We start from the raw sequence: 15102 nt of genomic DNA, 5'->3' as shown, positions 1-15102 counted from the left end.
GAGAGGGCGCCGGCAAGGCGGCGCAATTCGGAAGCATGTCCCGGTCAGGGCATGGTCAGAGGGTGGATACGTGAACCGGCTAAAGAAGCTATGGCTCGAGCAAAAACAATTGTTTACTCCATTTGTCGTCCTGCTCCTCGTTATTATGTTTATTGTAGAATTTGTAAAGGGCGCCATACTGGTATCCATCCTGCCGATCTACATGAAATCGGTGCTGGGCATCTCGACCTTCATCATCGGCTGGACGATGGCGTTCCAGTATTTGGGCGACAATCTGTTCCGGTCCCCCGTCGGCTGGCTGATCGATAAAGTCGGTTACCGTCCGGTAATGCTGACCGGGGTTATTTTTACGTTTGCATCCGTGATCATTATGGTGACCTTTTCGCACTATTCGTGGATCATTCTGGCCTGCACGCTGCTCGGCATCGGAACCTCGCCCCTGTGGCCTTGCGTCATAACCGGGGCGACGGAAACGGTAGGGGAGAAGGCCGCGGGGACGATGATGTCGGTCATCTATATGTCTTGGCTGTCCGGCGTAGGGCTCGGTCCGGTCGTCATCAATTTCTTTGTCGGCGAAACGTACACGACGGCGTTCCGCGTTCTCGTCCTGCTGACGATAGCCTGCGTGGTCGTCACCTACTTCCTGCCGGCGCACGGCCGCGAAGCGAGCTTGAAATCGCTCATCCAGGCGATTCGGGACAGACGCGCCGAGCGGCGTCCTAGCTCGGGGCTGTGGAGCCGGCAGTCGGCCAAAATCCGCCAATACATGACTGAAGTCAAGCATTCGCTGCACGTCAGCTGGGCGTTCTACCCGGCCTTGTTCGCCCAGACGTTCGCGCTCGGTCTCCTGACGCCGGTGCTGACGCTTTATGCGCGCACGGTGCTGCATCTGACACCTTCGCAGTACAGTATGTTTCTGGTCGCGGGAGGAGCCGTAACCGTGCTGTTTCTCATTCCCGTCGGCAAGCTGGTTGACCGTTGGGGGACGCGCTGGTTCATTAACGCGGGGCTTGTTATTAGCTCATTGACTTTGCTTACGTTTACGTTCGTGAAGTCCATTCCGCTTATTTTGACGCTGGTTACGCTGCTCGGCATCGGCTACGCACTGCTCATCCCGTCATGGAACGCGATGATCGCCTCCGTCATCCCGAAGGAAAAGCGCGGAGCCATATGGGGGTTTTTCTTGACCATCGAGGGCTCGGGCAACGTGATCGGACCGATTCTGTCGGGCAAGCTGTGGGACTCGCTCGGCTACCAGGCCCCTTTCGTGACGAGCGGAATCGTCCTGGCCGTGCTGTTTGTTCTTCAATTGTTCATTTTTGTCAACCGCAAAGCTATGGTAAAATAAGGGGAGCGCTGCGCGCGCTGCAGCGCCGCATTTATAGATTCGGGGGCTTGTACGTGAAAAAGCAACTTTCAGCGATTATGCTGCTTCTTATGACCATCTTCATCGGGTTCGGCATCATTATCCCGGTATTGCCGGAAATTGTCGGGCCTTTCCATCTGAACATGATGCTTATGCTGTATTCGGCCGTTTCGTTCCTGATGTCCCCGTTCTGGGGCTCGCTATCCGATCGGATCGGGCGCCGGCCGGTATTGCTGACGGGTTTGCTGGGCTTCGCGGTCAGCTTCCTGATGCTGGGGCTCGCCGGCGATCAGCTGTGGCTGCTGTACGCTTCCAGACTGCTGGGCGGCTTGTTCTCCGGGGCAGCCACTTCGTGCGCCGTCGCTTACGTGGCGGACATTACGACCGAAGAAAACCGCACCAAAGGGATGGGACTTGTCGGCATGTCCATCGGGCTCGGCTTCATATTCGGCCCTGCGGTAGGCGGCCTGTTGACCGGCTTTGGCATGTCCGTGCCGTTTTTCGTCGCTTCGGCGTTATCCTTTGTGGCGTTTGCGGTCGCTGCAGCCCGGCTGTCCGAATCGCTTCCCCCGGACAAGCGCGGCGGTCAGAAACGGGTTTCCCGCTGGAGAGCGTTCTCCGGACCGCTCAAATATTTGTACATGATGTCGTTTTTCGTCACCTTCACGCTAGCCGGCATGGAAGGGACGCTGCAATATTTCGAGGCCATCAAGTTCGGCGCGGGTCCGATGGAGATCGGCATCATGTTCCTTGTCAGCGGCATTGTCGGGGCGGGCATTCAGGGCGGCGTCGTGCGGAGGCTGGTCAAGCCCGGCGACGAGCCGAAGGTGATCGGCATCGGGCTGCTGCTGTCGGCGCTGGGCTTCTTCCTGATTTTGCTGTCGTCGAGCCTATTCACGGCATGCTTGTATTTAACGGTATTCTCCGCCGGCAACTCGCTGATCCGTCCGTGTGTGCTTTCGCTCATTTCCCAGAAGACGAAGGTCGGACAAGGCGTCGCGACGGGGCTTAACTCGTCTATGGACAGCCTCGGCCGCATCGCCGGACCGCTCATGGGCATGGGCGCTTACCAGCTCCATATCAATCTGCCGTTCGCCATAGGCGGCGTTCTCTGCCTGGCTGCGATCGCTTTGCTGCTGTCGTTCCAAGCAGCCGACCGGCACACCGCTAAGGCGGAAAGCGCCGCCGGATAGGCGGTGCGCCGCAAGTCCCGGCGGGACGCAAATCCGAACGGCTTCAATCCCTCTCCGTCTTGCTTGGGGAGGGATTTTTTGTTGATGCTTTTTGGAAACGGTTTAGATATAATACAAGCAAATAGCATAAGGTGCTGCAGCGTAGCGCCCGTACAAAGTCGGACCTTGGACCGTATCGGCCGAAATTTCAGCATCAACTCGTCTTCGTATCCAACGGCCGAGAAGTCCTTACATGGCCGCCGAAGTGCCTTAACAATCGGCCATCGGAATGGGATGCATTTACGCCATTGTGTACCCTGACATCAGGAGGGATTCGTCTTTGAAACGGTGGCTGCTAGCGCTTCGATCCCGTTCACGGTTTTGGCTGGCCGTGTCGGTCGCATTTGTGCTCCTCTACGCGCTGCATCTTGTCCCGGCGGTAGGCAATGAAAACCAGCCCAAGCGAATTCTGGTCCGCCTCGAGGATGTAGGACCGGGCGGACAGTATGAAGGGCCGGAGCAGCTTGGCAAGCTGCGGGCCGTTCTTGGCATGCTGAAGGAAAAAGGAATCCGTTATCAGATTGCGCTCATCCCCCGCTGGCTGAATGTGGCGAAGGACGGGACACGGTACGACGTCGCGCTCGATCAGACGGATGATGCGTACGTCCGATCGTTCGACAGGCTGCTCCAGGATGCCGCCCGTTCCGGGGCGGTTATCGGGATGCATGGCTACACGCATCAGGTTGGCGATGCGTACCGGCCGGATGGACATCAGGAGTCGGGCATCGGCAACGAGTTTTATATGCCCGATGTGCCGGAATCGATGACCGTACAGTATGCGTCCCGGCGGGTGGAGGAGGGTGTGGACATTTTTCGCCGCATCGGCCTGTTCCCTTACTTCTGGGAAGCGCCTCATTATCGGACGCTGCCCGAGCAGGACGCGGTTTTCCGCAACTACTTCGGATTAAGCTTTCAAGCGGATGTGCAGAAAAACCGCAATGCGCTTCAACCGCAATATTCGACGGGCCGCAACACCGGCTACGGATCGCCTTCGCTCGGAGCCGTCTACGTGCCCACGCCACTCTCTTACATTCCTTATAATCGCGATATCGATATTATTACGAACCAATTGGGCAAATCAAACAAGCTTCCGGCTTTTTTCTTCCATCCGTTTTTGGAATTCAAACATTTGGTCGCCGTTACGGACGATGCCGGAGACCCGGTCATGGAGGACGGGCTGCCGTTGTACCGGTATCCGTCAGCGGAAAAGAGCCCTTTGCAGAAGCTGCTTCCCCGGCTTGCGGAAAAAGGCTATACGTTCATGTCGGTTACCGACCTCATCCCGTTCATACCGGCTCACAGCGTCAATGTCGGAATGGGGCGGGAGGGTAGCGTTCAGGCGGCCGATGTGACCGGCAAAGGGCAGACGGACATTGTCAGCTGGGATTGGCTGCGCGGGCAGGTGACGGTGACGGCGGGCAACTTCCGCGGACTGCGCAACGAAGCGCCGCTTCCGGCCAAAGTGTGGTGCCAGCTTAAATATTCGAAGGGCGACGTCTGGACGCTGATGGACGACGACGGCGACGGCAAAGCCGATCTGTGGGTGATGCGCGCCAACGGAACGATGGAAGTGTATCGCTCCAAAGGAAACGAGTTCGTCTTTTCCCGCAATTGGAAGACGGGAAGAACGGGCTGGTCCAATATGTTCGCTCTGAGGCAGGGAGGCGGCGAATGGGTCATTGCCGGCGAGACGGCCGACAGCAGCCAGTTGGAAAGCTTCGTATTGAGGAAAGGGGAGCTGACGCTGATGGAGCCGCGGCCTTGGGATAAACATTCGCCGGTTCGGCTCACGATAGGCGATCTCGACGGGGACGGCAAAGATTCGCTGCTGGTGCCTTTCCCGCACTCCTCCCGCTGGATCGAGCTCGTTCCGGACACGGCTTCGTTAAAGTGGAAGCGTAAGGTGCTTGCGCTCACGATCCCGACAGGTGAAGAAGGTCAGGTGAAGATCGGCGATTTCAACGGCGACGGCAAGCAGGATATTTTGTTCTGGAATGCGGAGGAGAAGATGCTGGCCGTCTACCAGCAGACCGGACCGCTGCAGTTCGAGCTGCTGTCGCGGATGGGGCCGTGGGGCCACGGCGACGGACAGCTGCTGATCAACGATTTTAACGGCGACGGACGGATGGATGTGGGGATGCTGTCGAACAGCGACCCGTATCTGGATATCGCGCTGTCGTTCCAATCGAAGCGGCCGGCCGCCGCAACATTGCTCCAATAGCCGATATCGAAAAAAAATACGAACAAACAAAAACCGCGAAGGCTTGGCCTCGCGGTTTTGTTATGCGTTTGGCGGCTTGCTCAGCGTTCGCCAGACAAGTCAAGCCAGGTCAGCTCTGCGTCGGTCAGCTTGATGCTTGTAGCGTCATGGCACGACTGAAGCTCCGCGCTGTTTTTCGGCCCGATGAGCGCGCTCGTGGGGAACGGCTGGTTCAGCACGTATGCGAGCGCGATCTGGATCGTCGATACGCCGCGTTCCTTGCCGAGCTGTTCGGCGCGGCGGTAGCGCTCCCAGTTGTCGTCGCTGTAGAAGACGCGCACAAGATCGGCATTGTCGCGCACTTCCGGCGTGAACAGGCCGGTGAAGAAGCCGCGCGCCTGCGAAGACCACGACAGGAGCGGAAGCTGCTTCTCGCGATGCCAGGCGCAGGCATCAGCATCGGCAGATATGCAGCCCGCCCAGAACGGCTCGTTCGGCTTCGCTAGGCTCAAGTTCGGACTGCTGAACGAGAAGCCGACCAGACCGCGAGCGGCCGCATAGTCGTTGGCTTCCTGAATGCGCTGGTGGCTCCAGTTGGAAACCCCGATCGCGCGCATGCGTCCGGCGGCGATATGCTCGTTCAGCGCTTCGATGATCGGACCGACCGGGACGTTGGGATCGTCGCGGTGCAGGGCATACAAGTCGACGTAGTCGGTGCGGAGCCGCTTGAGACTGACGGCGAACTCCTCGTCGATGGCTTGCTTGTTGACCCGCGGGCCGTTGGCGTTGTGGTGCGCTCCTTTGGTCAGAACGATGATCTTATCGCGGTTGCCGCGCGACTCCAGCCACAATCCGATCGTTTCCTCGCTATTGCCGCCCCCGTATATGTAGGCCGAGTCGACTGCATTGCCGCCCAGCTCCACATACTCGTCCAGCAGCTTGCCGACCGTATCGAGCAGCTCCGGCTTATAATAATCGGTGCCCATCATCAGTTGGGCAATCGGCTGGTGCAGACCCGGTATTTCGAAATAGTTCATTGTCGCTTCCCCCTCCATTACTGATTGGCGATGACGATGCGCGAACGGGTGCGCGCCGATTCGAGACAAGCGTCGACGACCCGCATGTTCAGTACGGTGTCGAACGGATCGAATGCCAGTGGAGCGCCGTCGAGCACGCTTGCCGCCAGATCGTCGGCTTGCAGGCTGTATTGGTTCATCGGCTCCGTCCGTTCCTCTCGCCGCCCGTCCTTGGTCGTTACGTAGAAGACCGGTTCCTCGTCCGGCCTGCATACGAAAGCGGAAGGGAGCTCGATCCGTCCGTCGGTGCCGAGCACCTCCAGCGTATTGCGGCTGGCCGCCCACATGGCGCAGTCGAACGTAAGCGCGACGCTTCCGGGGAATTCCAGCAAACCGGAGGCCATCATATCCACGCCGCCGTGTTCCGGAGAGAACATGGCGTGAACCGTCGCCGCCTCCGGCTCGCTGCCCAGCAGAAGCCGAGCTGCGCTGATCGGATAAACGCCGATGTCGTATATCGAACCGCCTCCCATCGACACGTCGTTCCGGAAGTTGGTCGTATTGCGGGAACTATTGAACGTGAACGCGCCGTGAATACCGCGAATCGTCCCGATCTCGCCGGAGGCGATAATCTCTTTGATTTTGGCGTAACGCGGATGATGGCGGTACATGAACGCCTCGGCCAGCTTCACCCCGTGCTCGGCGCAGGCGGCCACCATCTCTTCGGCTTCGGCGGCATCGATGGAGAACGGTTTTTCGCATAAAATGTGCTTGCCCGCCTGAGCCGCGCGAATCGTCCATTCCTTGTGCAGGTTGTTGGGAAGCGGTATGTAAACTGCATCGATATCGGGGTCTTCCAATATCGCCTCGTAGCTTCCGTAAGCTTTCGGGATGCCCAGCTTCTCGGCTGTTTGTTTCGCTTTCTCCTCGCCGCGGCTGGCGATGGCGACGACTTCGCCGCGTTTGGATTGACGGATGCCGGGGATGACCGAGCCGATCGCGATGTTCGCGCAGCCGATGATGCCCCAGCGCAGCTTTGCCTGAACCATGCGTGATTCACTCCTCATTACTATGATATTGTCATTATAATAGATCGATCCTATAATAAATATAATAATATTTTGATAAGGATGACACGATTTTGTCCTATAGAAAATGGGGGCGGAGCATATGCCGATTCATCAATGCCAACTTCTGACGCTGCCCGAGCGCCGTTATTTCTGCGAGCCCTTGTCGGTAGGCTGGTACTGTGACGGCCCGGAGCACGGCATTTACCGGCCGAAAGGGGCGCTCAACGAATTCAACATTCATTTTCTCGTATCGGGCAAAGGGTATGTCGAAACGGAGGGGGTCGTTCATACGCTGCAGGCGGGCAATGCGTTTTTGTATTTTCCGCTGGAGGAGCAGCGCTATTACAGCTCGGAGGACGATCCGTGGGACGTGCGCTGGGTGCATTTCAACGGGGACTTGCTGAAGGAATTTTTGACCCAGCACGGCTTTCACCGCTCGACGCTATGGTCCTTGAACCAGCTGAAGCCGCTGGAGGATGCGCACCGGGCGTTATACAGGGAAGCGAAGGAGCACAAGCTTTTGTACGAGACGAGACTGTCTACGTACACGTATTCCTTTCTGATGGAGTTCATGAATCAGGCGGTCCCGTTCTCGCCGGTCAAAAGCGTCCTGCTGGCGGAGCGCATCCCGGAGCTGCTGCCGCTTATGCAGGAACAAGCCCGGGAGCCGTTCGATCTGGCCTACTGGGCGGAGCGGGCGGGCATTAGTCCGTTTTATTTTTGCAAGCAGTTCCGCAAAGCGATGCGTATGACGCCGCTCGAGTTCGTCACGCTGTGCCGGCTGCAATACGGCAAGCAGCGGCTGCTGGAGCAGCCGGACGCTCCGGTCAAGCGCATTGCCGAAGAAGCGGGCTATGCCAGCGCCAGCTATTTCAATAAAAAGTTTATGGAGCGCGAAGGGATGACGCCGACGAAATTCCGCGAGCTTTACGCGCGCAGATCTTCCGGGAGCTGACAGGAGGACGGGCCTTACTCGAGGTTCGCTTTTCGAAGCGGTCGTGCCGGGCATGAACGGCTTATGGAAGGGCCGTCCGCAATCCAAACAGCCTGTCCCCCCGCGGGGAACAGGCTTGTCGGATCGTCTCCGGCTTTATTGAAGCACCGTCAAAAATTGAAATTGTCCGGGTCCGGTCCGACGCGGGAATCGCGGTTCAGGCCGTCGATCTGCGTCATGTCCTCATCGGACAGCTTGAAATCGAAAATATCCGCATTTTCGCGAATACGCGAAGGAGTGACCGATTTCGGAATTGTTACGACGCCATGCTGAATATCCCAGCGCAAAATGATTTGCGCCGGCGTCTTGCCGTATTTGGTCGCTAATCCGGTCAGCAGCTCATGCTCGAGCAGCTCTTTGCCCTGCATAAGCGGGCTCCAGGCCTCGAGCTGAATGCCCTGCTCCTTGCAATAGCGAAGCAGCTCCGGTTGAGCCAGGCGGGGGTGGTATTCGACCTGATCGACCATCGGTTTCACATCCGCAGTCGGCAGCAGATCCTCCAGATGATGAACATGGAAATTGCTGACGCCGATCGCCCGCGCTCGGCCGTCCTTGTACAGCTTTTCCAGAGCTCTCCAGGTGTCCTTGTATTTGCCCTTTACCGGCCAGTGGATCAGGTACAGGTCGATATAGTCCAGACCGAGCTTGTTCAGGCTGACGTCGAAAGCGGCCAGCGTCGAATCGTAGCCTTGATCGGCGTTCCAGACTTTGGTCGTCACGAACACCTCGTCCCGGCTTACGCCGCTTGCGCGCAGTCCCCGGCCGACCCCTTCCTCGTTTCCGTATACCGCCGCCGTGTCGATGCTGCGATAGCCGCCTTCCAGCGCCGCCCGGACGGACTGCTCCACTTCCTGGCCTTCGGTAACCTTCCATACGCCCAGTCCAAGCCACGGCATGCGTACTCCATTGCTCAATACGGCCGAATCCGTTATCGTTGTCGCCATCGTCTGTTCCTCCGTTTATCGAATGATGTCCATGCCCTTTTCAAAATACCATTCCTTGGGCGTCTCATGCAAACCCGGGCGTCTCCCTACGCTGCATCGGGATAGGAACGGACAGTCCCGTACCGGCAAAAACCGGCCCTGTAACCAAGGCCGGTTTTTGCCATCTTAACGGCAGCGGGCATGTCTGCCGAATGTGCAAAGCGAATCGTCCCGGAACTTCCGGAGCGCTGCGGACACCCGGCAGGGAAGGTTAGGAAGGTTAGAATGGAAGCTCCTCGTTGTCGGCCTGCGTTTCCTTAGCCTTTTTGGAGTGATGCTCCTTGCCTTCCTTGTCTTTCTTGTCTTTCTTGTCTTTCATGTTTTTCTCGCCTGCCTTGCCTTTCTCGCCCTTCTCCTCCTCTTTGGCGCCATGCTCCTTGCGCCATTCTTTCCAGTCGGTCTTGTTTACGAGCATTTTCAGATGGGCGGGCAGCTTTTCCTTGATGTGGTCGGCTCTTTCCTGCGGCAATTGGCCCGATTTAACCGCCTCGTCGATCTTTTGCAGCCGGATGGCGAGCAGCCGGTTGATCAAATCCTCCTCGGCAATGCCTTTGGCTTTGGCGATTTGCGCGAGGCTTTGACCGCCTTCGAGCTGTTTTTTCAGCTCGGTCTGATCAATACCGATGATGGACGCCGCGTCCTCGAACAAAAAGAAACGTTTGTGCGGATGTTTCCCCTCTGGGGAATGTTTCGTTCCTTCGGACTCCTGCCTTGTTTCCGGCGCTGCCGGATCGAAAGCGGATGCTTGGGCGAGCCGACCGTGCGCGGAAAACGCGATAGTCCCCGACAGGCCGAGGACAAAGGCGCCCAAAGCGAATCGTTTGAGCGTAATGCGGGCGTTCATGGACATCACCTTTCCTTTCGTCGTCTGAATTCCCCGTTAGCTTGTGCCAAACTTTGGAGAATCATGCGAATCTGTTTCTTCTCCTCCTTTAGGAGCATTTCGCCTCGGTTTCCAATATGTTACTGTTGCAATGAAAGGATTACGGGCAGGCTCGGATTGCTGTCGATATATCGGCAAATTTGTAAAGGGAGCGGTGGCTTTATTGTGATCAAAAAGCGGATTGCGCGACTTGTAATCGGGACGATGCTTTTCTCTTGCCTATTCGGACCGTCTGCCGCGCTGGCCTTGGATGGTTCGACTACGGTGACGCCCGTGCCGAACCTCCCGAAAATCGATATCGTCCAGCCGGCTTCTCCGACGACAAACGCGGGAAACGTCAGTTCGGTCTGGTTTTATCCGACCAGGGATTTCATCATAGCGGATGAGCCTCCCGCAGTCGGGCCGGACGGTACGGTCTATCTGGGGTTCAATTACTATGCGATCGTGACGCTGGTAGGCTCCCTGTCCGCCGTGACGAGCGGGGGCGAGCGGCAATGGGAGTACAAAATCCCCGATTATCCGCTGCTCACCGCTCCTGCGGTGGGGCCGGACGGCGTCGTTTATGTAGGAACGGGGGTCGTCAAATACAACGAAGGGACCCTCATCGCGGTCAATCCCGACGGTACGAAGAAATGGTCGGTTCCGTTAGGTCCCGTAAGCTCCCGGCCCGTATTCGGAGAGGATGGCACAGTGTACGTCGCCGTCTCGGACGGAACGCTTCATGCGCTTCATCCAAGCGACGGTTCGGAGAAATGGGCATCCGAGCTGGGGATTGTTACGACGGCTTACATGGCCATCGGCCAAGACGGCACGATCTACGTCGGCAACGGCAGCGATACCCTTTACGCCGTGAAGCCGAATGGGAGCATCAAGTGGACCTATCAGGCGGGAGGGGTCGTCAATACGGTGCCGGCTGTCGGTTTGAACGGCATGATCTATGTCGGGGCGGCCGACCGCAAGCTGTACGCGATCAGCCCGAGCGGGAAGAAGGAGTGGGAACATGACCTGGGGGGCACCCCGTTCTCCCCGATCGTCGGAGCCGACGGCACGATATATGCCGGGGCTTCGGATCAGACGGTATATGCCATTCGTCCGGATAACGGCTTGAAATGGAAGACCGTCTTCTCAAAAGCGATTACGTCGACCGCGATCGGTCCAAACGATACGATTCATTTCCTTACGGCGGACGGCATGGTGCAAGCCTTGAATCTGACGGACGGCAGTCTTCAGTGGAGGTACGGCATCAGTACCCCGGATCAGATTATCGCCCCGGCCGTAGGAAACGACGGTACGGTGTATGCGATCGGAATGATGAAGACGGTTCTCACCCTGTATGCGTTCCGCGTCAAGGTCACCGGCATTTCGTTGAACAAGTCTTCCACTGCGCTGCAAATCGGAGCAAGCGAAAGCTTATCGGCCGTTCTGACTCCGGTCAATGCCTCCAACAGGAAAGTGATCTGGAGCAGCAGCAATAGCGGGATTGCCGCCGTTGACAGCACGGGCAGGGTAAGCGCCGTCTCGGCCGGCAAGGCTACCATAACCGCCAAGACGGAGGATGGGGGAAAGAGCGCTTCATGCGAAGTCACGGTATCCAATTTTCCCGGAGCGATCGTGGTGGACAGCGTAACCGTGAGTCCGGCCGAGCTGTCCCTTCAGGCAGGGAAAAGCGCCCGGCTGAAAGCCGCCGTTACGCCTGCCGACGCTACCAATCGGCAGGTAACCTGGAGCAGCAGCAACCTCGCCGTCGCCCAAGTGAACGAATCGGGCCAAGTAACGGGCAAAGCGCCCGGAACGGCTGTCGTCAGGGTAACGACCGCCGACGGAGGCTTCATCGCTGTAAGCAAAATTACCGTACTGCCGGGAACGGCAGCGCCCGCACCCGACATTTTCTCCGATATCGGCGGCCATTGGGCGAGCGGGGATATCATGACGGCTTACGACCGCCATATCGTGAACGGCTATCCGGACTTCACCTTCCGGCCGGACGGCAGCGTCACGCGCGCCGAGTTCGTCGTTATGCTGATGAACGGGTTGAAGCCTGATGTGCCGGCGGCGGAAACGGCGTTCAGCGACAAGGACGAGATCGGCATATGGGCGCAAAGCTCGGTCTCGCAGGCATTGCAGCTTGGCATCGTGAGCGGCTACCCGGACGGTACGTTCCGGCCCGGAGCGAACATTACGCATGCCGAGATGGCGGCCGCGGTGTTCCACGCGTCCGGCCTGGCCCCCGCCGGTATCGTCAAGACCGGCTATACGGACGATGCTTCCATTCCCGAGTGGGCGAGAGAAGCGGTATCGAGCATCGAGAAGATGGGGATTATCGTTGTAGGCGGCAAGACCGCCGGGACGTTCGCTCCATCGGCGCTTTCGACCCGTGCGGAAGCGGCGGCGTGGATCGTCCGAATGCTGGAGGTCAAGGAGGAAGGGTAGGGAGAATGGAAGGTGCGCAGCAGTCCGCCGATGGCGGGCTGTTTTGCGTATACAAAAAAACCGCCATGACAGGCGGTTTTGGAAACTGCCGATCGTTATGACCGGGCCATGCCGTACAGCGGCGCAAGGGTGGAGAACGTATCCTTTACCGTATCCAGAAATGCCGCACGATGAACTTGCGGGTCCGTTCTCGCAAATGTTCTGCCGATCAGCAGCTCCGCTTTATTGACGTCGCGGAACCGCTCCAGCAGATCGCGTACCCCTTGCTCGCCGAGATCGCTTACGCGGAACGAATCTTTTTTCATATGGTCCGGGGAAATTTCGAAATGATCGGGAATATGGCGGAGCAGATCCGGCAGGTGCTCCAAATACGTCTCGGCGATTTTCCGCTTGCTTGGCAGCTCGTAAATTAGCGCCAGCCAGACGAACACGCGATCGTCGAACAGGCCGATTTGAAAATGCGGGTATTGCTTGTAACCGCGTTTATTTTCGCAGAAGGCCATCCACGTATCCACAGGGGCGTTTACTTTTCTGCGGGCATGCTGTGCAATATGTACGAACATCTCGTGTCCGGCCAGCAAAGAGGTATCGTTCAAAATCGCTTCGCCGATCTTCTTGAATTTCGGCTGGATTTGAGTCCGGATGCCTTCCATCCGCGACTCGAGTCCGTCGATATGAAACACGTCAAAATCGTTTTCCAAAAAGCCTGCAAAAGACATCGGCGCTCACTTCCTTCATGCTCTATCGTCTTGGTTTTGTTCCTCTACGCTTTAGACTACAGGAATCGGGCGGCGGGCGCAAATGGTCGTAACATCTTCCGGACGTATCGGCAGTGGCCGGTCCGGCGCAGGTAAGGTATAATAAATGCTGGAAAAGAGATCCATACTCATTCACGATGGGAGAGAGCGGAACATGGCGAATAAGGCCCGTCTGCGCAAGACGATAGGGCTGACGATTGCGATGGGTGTCGTCTTTACGAGCGGCGTATATGCCAAGGACACGCTGGAGAAGGTAGAGGCCTACCTGCGGCCCGATTTCAAGGTGGAGGTCAACGGGAAGGCGGTCAAGGATGCGACGCCGCTTATTTACGAAGGCAGCAGCTATTTGCCGTTCAAAACGATCGGGGAACTGCTCGGAGCGGTCGTAAGCTGGGACGAAAGCGCCAAAAAAATCAAGCTGGCCATGCCGGTCGTTCCGCAAGCCCAGCCCGAACCGGAAACGCCCCTTCCGTCAACAGGCGGCAGCGGCGGAACGGGAACGAAAGGAAATAACGCTCCGATCGTCCCTCCGGTGGTCAAAGTAGAGGAGGAAATTACGCTCGACACGCCGATTGCCTATGAATTTACGTACGAAGACGTCGCGTACCCGACGCTGGTCAATCTGTATAAGGGCGACACTTATTTGCGCTGGAAGGATATCGACAAAATTCCGCTTGACATGGGCAACCCGAAGCTTTCCAAGGAGAAGCTCACCGGAGAGATGTACGTTCATCTCGACCTGGTCCGGCCTTATTGGGGCGATGAGGTGAAGGGCGACAAGCGCAAATACGTGATCGTCGAGGAAGGCACCGTTAGCGAGGACAAGCTCAAGGCGCTGAACTCATACTTCGGCGTGAACGAGACCGGGTACACGATCAGCCCGCTTGCCGGGGAGAACGAATATACCGTGCTGGCCAAAGGGATGGACAAATGGTTTATCCAATACAACATCCGCTTCTGGCAATCGTACGATAAGCAATGGAACGTGTCCAGCACCGGCTGGAAATCGTATCCGAAGGAATCGACGGGAACGCCGCAAGACCCGTTCCCGCGCTAAACGCTTCGGGCAGCTTCCCCATACCGCATTCGCCCAAGAGATCCGTCTTGGGCGTTTTTTTGTCGTCCTTTCGGCGAGCGGCAGAGGAGAAGCCGGCAAGGATAAGACTTGGCGGTCCGGAGGGCGCTGTCGTCGGCTGCCGGTCGGAAAGCTTGGAAGGGCGAATCGCTGCCCTCCATTGGTTTTTTTTCGCAATCGTCTTTAAAAATAATCAATAAACCAAGTTGCTAAATCATATGATCCATAATAAGATAGGAGTAAGCGAAAGAGTTGTCTGAACATTCTGTCAAAAAAATCCGGCAAACGTCCGAAAACGGACTGGCAGTCGCTTCGGCCAGGCTCGTATAAGGCGAGGGAGCAACGGAATGCATCGGACGCCGCAGCATGAAACGTGGCAACGACAATAACGCTTACTGTATCAAGGAGGGGATTGCCGTGAACAAAAGCTATGAAGTGGAATATTGCAACCTGGAGTTGCGGTTTGACCGGCGGCAAATCCGCAACTTCATCAAGTCGCTCATTCAAGAAGGCTACTCCTTGTATTGGAACGAGAACGAGCAGCAGTTCGTCATATCGATCCGTACCGGCCGTAAGCTGATCAAGCTCAAATTCCAGCGTATCGGGGATCGTTACAAAATTGTCGGCGATTATTCCTTCAAGGACGAGAAGCTGGCCGAGCTAATGGAGAAGATGATAGGGGATACGCGCGGTCATGCCATTGTTAAGCGGTTTCGCGAACGTCAAATCGTTATCGAGAACATCATGTTCGGGGAAATAATCCGCATGGTGGAGATATCGGGGGTCGAGCATAAGGTGCTATTCCAAAAGGAGCCTGTCGTAACGTTGGATGAGATGGTTCAGGCCTTCAAATCGAAGCGCGCCGAGGAACGGACGGCGGTACTCCGGCTGGAGCTGGACTACGAGTTGGCCACCCTGCACGACGCACTGCAGACCGGGGATGAAGCGAAATCGGCGCAATGCGTGCAGCGGTTGAAGGATATGCGCAGCGAGATGCTGCAGTTGGAGATGTGAAATGAATAAAGGACGGACCATTCTGACATAACGACCGTTTCTTGGCCTCCGGGCGAGAGACGGTCGTTTTCGCATACAGAG

General features: G+C 57.3%; 12 protein-coding genes. 7 read left to right on the top strand and 5 right to left on the bottom strand.

Features of this window, described 5'->3' with window-relative positions; genetic code table 11:
• The first annotated feature begins 70 nt into the window (after positions 1 to 70).
• The 3 genes from ABD796_RS18440 to ABD796_RS18430 all read left to right on the top strand — a co-directional run bounded on the left by ABD796_RS18440 (position 71) and on the right by ABD796_RS18430 (position 4819).
• Positions 71 to 1348, top strand: a complete 1278-nt coding sequence (locus tag ABD796_RS18440; RefSeq protein WP_344910225.1) for an MFS transporter — start codon at positions 71 to 73, stop codon at positions 1346 to 1348.
• A gap of 53 nt (positions 1349 to 1401) precedes the next feature.
• Positions 1402 to 2559, top strand: coding sequence for an MFS transporter (locus ABD796_RS18435; protein ID WP_344910223.1), 1158 nt, complete (start codon positions 1402 to 1404; stop codon positions 2557 to 2559).
• Positions 2560 to 2878: 319 nt separating this feature from the next.
• The gene (locus ABD796_RS18430) at positions 2879 to 4819 is read left to right on the top strand and encodes a DUF2334 domain-containing protein (protein ID WP_344910221.1); all 1941 of its coding nucleotides are present in this window, start codon (positions 2879 to 2881) and stop codon (positions 4817 to 4819) included.
• A gap of 80 nt (positions 4820 to 4899) precedes the next feature.
• Here ABD796_RS18430 and ABD796_RS18425 read toward each other — a convergent pair whose 3' ends face one another.
• The gene (locus ABD796_RS18425) at positions 4900 to 5835 is read right to left on the bottom strand and encodes an aldo/keto reductase (RefSeq protein WP_344910217.1); all 936 of its coding nucleotides are present in this window, start codon (positions 5833 to 5835) and stop codon (positions 4900 to 4902) included.
• A 17-nt stretch (positions 5836 to 5852) separates the two neighbouring features.
• A complete protein-coding gene (locus ABD796_RS18420; RefSeq protein WP_344910215.1) occupies positions 5853 to 6863 on the bottom strand; it encodes a Gfo/Idh/MocA family protein in 1011 nt (336 codons plus the stop codon).
• Between the two features lie 121 nt (positions 6864 to 6984).
• On the opposite strand from ABD796_RS18420, the gene ABD796_RS18415 reads away from it, so the two are divergent.
• Complete coding sequence (locus ABD796_RS18415) at positions 6985 to 7839, top strand: helix-turn-helix transcriptional regulator (protein ID WP_344910213.1); 855 nt, start codon at positions 6985 to 6987, stop codon at positions 7837 to 7839.
• Positions 7840 to 7988: 149 nt separating this feature from the next.
• Here the strand turns inward: ABD796_RS18415 and ABD796_RS18410 are convergent, their stop codons facing one another.
• Both ABD796_RS18410 and ABD796_RS18405 read right to left on the bottom strand, forming a co-directional pair.
• The gene (locus tag ABD796_RS18410; protein ID WP_344910211.1) at positions 7989 to 8822 is read right to left on the bottom strand and encodes an aldo/keto reductase; all 834 of its coding nucleotides are present in this window, start codon (positions 8820 to 8822) and stop codon (positions 7989 to 7991) included.
• 259 nt (positions 8823 to 9081) lie between these two features.
• Positions 9082 to 9705, bottom strand: coding sequence for a hypothetical protein (locus ABD796_RS18405; RefSeq protein ID WP_344910209.1), 624 nt, complete (start codon positions 9703 to 9705; stop codon positions 9082 to 9084).
• Between the two features lie 204 nt (positions 9706 to 9909).
• Between ABD796_RS18405 and ABD796_RS18400 the strand changes: the two genes are divergently transcribed.
• The gene (locus ABD796_RS18400) at positions 9910 to 12174 is read left to right on the top strand and encodes an S-layer homology domain-containing protein (RefSeq protein WP_344910207.1); all 2265 of its coding nucleotides are present in this window, start codon (positions 9910 to 9912) and stop codon (positions 12172 to 12174) included.
• 95 nt (positions 12175 to 12269) lie between these two features.
• Here the strand turns inward: ABD796_RS18400 and ABD796_RS18395 are convergent, their stop codons facing one another.
• A complete protein-coding gene (locus tag ABD796_RS18395; RefSeq protein WP_344910205.1) occupies positions 12270 to 12893 on the bottom strand; it encodes a DUF1054 domain-containing protein in 624 nt (207 codons plus the stop codon).
• 193 nt (positions 12894 to 13086) lie between these two features.
• Between ABD796_RS18395 and ABD796_RS18390 the strand changes: the two genes are divergently transcribed.
• Both ABD796_RS18390 and ABD796_RS18385 read left to right on the top strand, forming a co-directional pair.
• Positions 13087 to 13989: a stalk domain-containing protein gene (locus tag ABD796_RS18390; RefSeq protein ID WP_344910203.1), complete on the top strand. Its 903-nt coding sequence runs from the start codon at positions 13087 to 13089 to the stop codon at positions 13987 to 13989.
• A 435-nt stretch (positions 13990 to 14424) separates the two neighbouring features.
• Complete coding sequence (locus ABD796_RS18385) at positions 14425 to 15021, top strand: hypothetical protein (RefSeq protein ID WP_344910200.1); 597 nt, start codon at positions 14425 to 14427, stop codon at positions 15019 to 15021.
• The last annotated feature ends 81 nt before the right edge of the window (positions 15022 to 15102 follow it).

This window comes from Paenibacillus hodogayensis (genome assembly GCF_039536325.1).
Classification (GTDB): Bacteria; Bacillota; Bacilli; order Paenibacillales; family NBRC-103111; genus Paenibacillus_AB; species Paenibacillus_AB hodogayensis.
The sequence above is the reverse complement of the archived record's forward strand: the minus strand, read 5'-3'. Positions and strand labels throughout refer to the sequence as shown.

Excerpts from the sequence above, each read along its gene's own strand:
- ABD796_RS18425 (WP_344910217.1), bottom strand. The coding sequence starts at position 5,835 with ATGAACTATTTCGAAATACCGGGTCTGCACCAGCCGATTGCCCAACTG.
- ABD796_RS18420 (WP_344910215.1), bottom strand. The coding sequence starts at position 6,863 with ATGGTTCAGGCAAAGCTGCGCTGGGGCATCATCGGCTGCGCGAACATC.
- ABD796_RS18415 (WP_344910213.1), top strand. The coding sequence starts at position 6,985 with ATGCCGATTCATCAATGCCAACTTCTGACGCTGCCCGAGCGCCGTTAT.
- ABD796_RS18410 (WP_344910211.1), bottom strand. The coding sequence starts at position 8,822 with ATGGCGACAACGATAACGGATTCGGCCGTATTGAGCAATGGAGTACGC.
- ABD796_RS18405 (WP_344910209.1), bottom strand. The coding sequence starts at position 9,705 with ATGAACGCCCGCATTACGCTCAAACGATTCGCTTTGGGCGCCTTTGTC.
- ABD796_RS18395 (WP_344910205.1), bottom strand. The coding sequence starts at position 12,893 with ATGTCTTTTGCAGGCTTTTTGGAAAACGATTTTGACGTGTTTCATATC.
- ABD796_RS18390 (WP_344910203.1), top strand. The coding sequence starts at position 13,087 with ATGGCGAATAAGGCCCGTCTGCGCAAGACGATAGGGCTGACGATTGCG.